General features: G+C 40.1%; 3 protein-coding genes and 1 pseudogene. All 4 read left to right on the forward strand.

What is annotated here, in order from left to right; translation table 11 throughout:
• Positions 1-643, forward strand: a 643-nt coding sequence (locus L652_RS0101820) for a tryptophan 7-halogenase (protein WP_024594892.1), incomplete at its 5' end; no start/stop codon positions are given.
• On the forward strand, positions 643-2,499 hold the full coding sequence (locus L652_RS0101825) for a glycoside hydrolase family 13 protein (protein WP_024594891.1): 1,857 nt from the start codon (positions 643-645) through the stop codon (positions 2,497-2,499). The genes L652_RS0101820 and L652_RS0101825, both read left to right, overlap by 1 nt.
• 88 nt (positions 2,500-2,587) lie before the next feature.
• The gene (locus tag L652_RS0101830; protein ID WP_024594890.1) at positions 2,588-4,447 is read left to right on the forward strand and encodes an alpha-amylase family glycosyl hydrolase; all 1,860 of its coding nucleotides are present in this window, start codon (positions 2,588-2,590) and stop codon (positions 4,445-4,447) included.
• Positions 4,440-4,680: pseudogene (locus L652_RS0101835) on the forward strand (MFS transporter); the annotation flags it as partial. The gene L652_RS0101830 and the pseudogene L652_RS0101835, both read left to right, overlap by 8 nt.

A 4,680-nucleotide genomic window follows, 5' to 3' on the forward strand; every position in this document is an offset into this window, starting at 1 on the left:
TAGCCGTTATTTATCTGACGATGCAGCAACGCAGTTATTATTAAATAATTTACCCGCTGAGCCCATTACGGCGCCACGTGTTATAAAATTTAAAACAGGACGGCGCTTAAAGCAGTGGCATAAAAACGTGGTGTCGGTTGGTCTTGCTAGTGGCTTTTTAGAGCCGTTAGAGTCAACTAGTATCCACTTAATACAAAGTGCAGTAACCCGTTTAATAAAGCTGTTTCCACACAATGGCATAAGCGAAACTTTAGTCACTGAATTTAATAAGCAAAGCGTGATAGAAATAGAGCACATACGCGATTTTATTATTTTGCATTACAAACTGACTGAGCGAGAAGATTCTGCTTTTTGGCGACAATGCAAGCAAATGGACATTCCTCACTCATTGGCCCACAAGCTCAAATTATTTAAAGAAACTGGCAAAGTAGTGCGCGAAAACGATGAACTATTTGCTGAAGTTGCTTGGCAACAGGTATTTATTGGCCAAGGCCTCATCCCCGATGATTACAACAGTATTGTTGACTCATTAAGCAGTGAACAACTAAACGACTTATTTTCTACATTAAAAACGCTTATTACCTCAACATTAGATCAATTACCCACTCATAAAGATTTTTTAGCAAAAATTAAAAAGGCCTGATGATGCGATTTTTAAACACACTTTTACTTGTAAGTGCCTGTACTTTACCAACCATTAGCTACGCACTTAACGTTGAGCCTGCTAATTGGTGGGTTGGCATGAACAAAAATACCATAACCATCATGGTGCATGAGCAAAATATTGCAAACGAGCAAATTAAATTAGCTAAATACAATGGTGTTAAGTTAAATAAAGTAACCCGTACAGATAACCCAAATTATGTATTTTTAAATATTACTATTACTGATACCGCTAAAGCAGGAACGCTTGTGTTTAACAGCAGCGAAGCGAGTCAAAATTTTGAGTTTTCACTACTTGAACGTAATAAAAACAGCGCAAACCGCCAAGGGTTTACATCAGCTGATACGCTTTATTTAATTAACCCAGATCGCTTTGCTAATGGTGATGAGCAAAACGATACTGTCCCTAGCATGCTAGAAGTCGCTGATCCTACTACAAAGGGCGGGCGCCACGGTGGTGATATACAAGGCGTTATAAACGCACTTCCATATTTAAACGATTTAGGCGTAACACAGCTTTGGCTAACCCCAGTGCTTGAAAACAATATGCCTAATTATTCTTACCATGGTTATGCAATTACTGATTTTTATAAGGTTGACCCACGTATGGGCTCAAACCAGTTATATAAAACGCTCTCGGTAAAAGCAAAAGAGCAGGGCATAGGCCTGGTAATGGATATGGTTCTTAACCATTTTGGCTCTGAGCATACTTGGGTTAACGATAAGCCAACTAAAGATTGGATTAACTTTAATGGTGAGTTTAATAAAGGCAAAAATGCCACCAGCCATGCGCGCCAAACCATACAAGACCCACACGCCAGTGAATACGACAAGCGCCAGTTTAATGATGGGTGGTTTGTAGAAACCATGCCTGATTTAAATCAGCGCCAACCACTGTTAAGCGAGTATTTAATTCAAAATGCGATTTGGTGGATAGAATACGCTGATTTAAGCGGAATTCGAGTTGATACCTACTCATATTCAGATAAAGCATTTTTGAGTGATTGGACAAAAGCCATAATGCAAGAGTACCCAAATTTTAATATTGTTGGAGAAGAGTGGACGTCAAACCCTGCTATTGCCTCTTACTGGCAACGTGGCAAACATAACCAAGATGGCTATACATCAAGCTTACCAAGCGTGATGGACTTTTCGTTGCAAGAGTCGGTAATTCAAGCACTAAATGAAGATGAAAGCTGGAATACCGGTTGGGTTAAAGTATATGAATCGTTAGCTAATGACTTTTTATACCCAGATACAGATAACATTATGGTATTTGCAGATAACCACGATATGAGCCGTGTTTATACTGAACTTGGCCAAGACGTAGCTAAAACAAAAATGGCGATGACGTTATTTTTAACCACACGTGGTATAGCGCAAATGTATTACGGTACGGAAGTGCTATTGGATAACACCCCAAGTAAAGACCATGGTGATATTAGAATCGACTTCCCGGGTGGATTTGAAGGCCAAACACGTAATGCCTTTACCAAAGAGGGATTAACAAAACAGCAAAAAGACATGCATAACACCATCAGTACGCTGCTTAATTTTAGAAAAAACAGCTCAGCATTAGATAAAGGAAAGCTTGTACATTTTACGCCTCAACAAGGGGTTTATAGTTATGCGCGTATTAGCGACGAGCAAACTGTGTTGGTATTTATGAATAAAAATACACAAACGCTACAAAAAAACATTGAGTATATGCAAGAGGTGATGCCTAACAGCACAACAGCATTTAATTTATTTACTCAAAAAACACAAAAGCTGGGCAAAACCATTGAATTACCAGCGATGAGCGCAACGGTACTCTTTTTAAAAACGCCACAATAGTAACTTGAATACGTATGCAGCAACTGTATGGTTGCTGCAGTAATCTTTAGTATAAAGTTAATAACAATACTGACAAAAAAGACACACAATGAAAAAATCAGTTTATGTATCCGCAGTACTTTGTAGTGCACTTATTGCTACAGGGTGTTCAGAAAATAACAAACCTGAACAACAGCAACCACCTGCACACACGCAAAATGAGTTAACAAAGCCTGTTGTATACCAAGTATTTACACGCTTATTTGGTAACACACAGACCGCGAATGTGCCTTGGGGTACAAAAGAGCAAAATGGCGTAGGTAAATTTGCCGACTTTAACGATGCTGCACTTAAAGGTATTAAAGAATTGGGTACGACCCATGTTTGGTATACCGGTGTTTTACATCATGCGCTAGTGGGCGATTATACCGAGTATGGCATTTCGCAAGATGACCCCGATGTAGTAAAGGGCCGTGCAGGTTCACCGTACGCAATTAAGGATTACTACGATGTAAATCCTGATTTAGCAGTTAATGTTACTCAGCGAATGGATGAATTTGGCGCACTTATTGAGCGTACACATAACCATGGCATGAAAGTCATTATTGATATAGTGCCTAACCATGTAGCACGAAACTACCAATCCCTTGGCAAACCTAAAGGCGTTAAAGACTTTGGCGCACAAGACGACACCACTAAAGCGTACGATAAAAATAACAACTTTTACTACGTACCAGGGCAGTCTTTTCAGGTGCCAACATCGCCAGAGTACAAAGTATTAGGGGGTAATGAAAGCCCATTAGCTGATGGCTTTTTTGATGAAACACCTGCTAAATGGACAGGTAATGGTGCCCGTGCACCAAAACCAGATATAAACGATTGGTACGAAACAGTAAAAGTAAATTATGGCGTAAAGCCTGATGGCAGCTACGACTTTGTTCAATTGCCAAGTGAATACAAAAATAAAGACTACCGTGCTCATTATGCATTTTGGCAAGATAAAGAGCTTCCTAACAGCTGGTACAAATTTAGAGACATAGCACTTTTTTGGCTCGATAAAGGCGTTGATGGCTTTAGATACGACATGGCCGAAATGGTGCCAGTAGAGTTTTGGAGTTTTTTAAATTCGTCGATAAAAATGCAAAAAAGCGACGCCTTTTTGTTAGCCGAAGTGTATAACCCGCTAATGTACCGTGCGTATATTCACCAAGGTAAAATGGACTACCTTTACGATAAAGTGGGCTTTTACGACACGCTAAAAGCCATTATGCAGGGTAAGCAAGCTGCTAATGCTATTTTTGCTGCCCAAAGCCAAGTTACTGATATTGAAGCGCACATGCTGCACTTTTTAGAAAATCATGACGAACAACGCATCGCGAGCCCTGATTTTGCAGGTAACGCTGCGTGGGGTAAACCGGCTATGGTGGTTTCTAACTTAATGAGCCGCGCACCCACGTTATTATATTTTGGTCAAGATGTGGGAGAAGATGGCTCAGAAAACGCAGGATTTGGCACAGCTACACGCACCAGTATTTTTGATTACATTGGTGTACCGGCGCATCAAGCGTGGATGAATAACGGCAAGTTTGACGGTGCTAATTTAACAAAAGAACAAGTAGCACTCCGTGATTACTATAAAGCCATTATGTCACTTAATAGTTTACCTGCTGTGGTTGGGGGTGAAATGACAGAGCTTAATGTAACAGGAAGCGAGCGAGTTGTTGGCTTTATGCGCAAACTTGGCCAACAAACGCTGTACGTATTAAGTAACTTTAGTGAACAACCTCAGACAATTACGGTTAATTTATCAAAAGTGCAATTAGCGGTACTTAGCGAACACACTCAATTGCATGACTTACTTGAGCAGCACAGCACCGAGATCACATCAGGGTCTCAAGGCGCAAGCTTCACACTCACACTTGATGCATTTAGCAGCGCAGTTTTAACTAATAAGGCTAATCATGAATAATCAAAATAATAATTATGACAGCAACAAACCAAACCTGAGTTTTTGGCAAATATGGAATATGTGCTTTGGTTTTTTAGGTATTCAATTTGGCTTTGCACTACAAAACGGCAATGTGAGCCGAATATTTCAAACATTAGGCGCACAAGTTGATGATATTCCCATTCTATGGGTTGCAGCCCCTCTTACTGGCTTAATCGTACAGCCTATTATTGGTTACTGGAGCGATAAAACGT

This window comes from Pseudoalteromonas sp. TB25 (assembly GCF_000497995.1).
In the GTDB taxonomy this organism is placed as follows: domain Bacteria; phylum Pseudomonadota; class Gammaproteobacteria; order Enterobacterales; family Alteromonadaceae; genus Pseudoalteromonas; species Pseudoalteromonas distincta.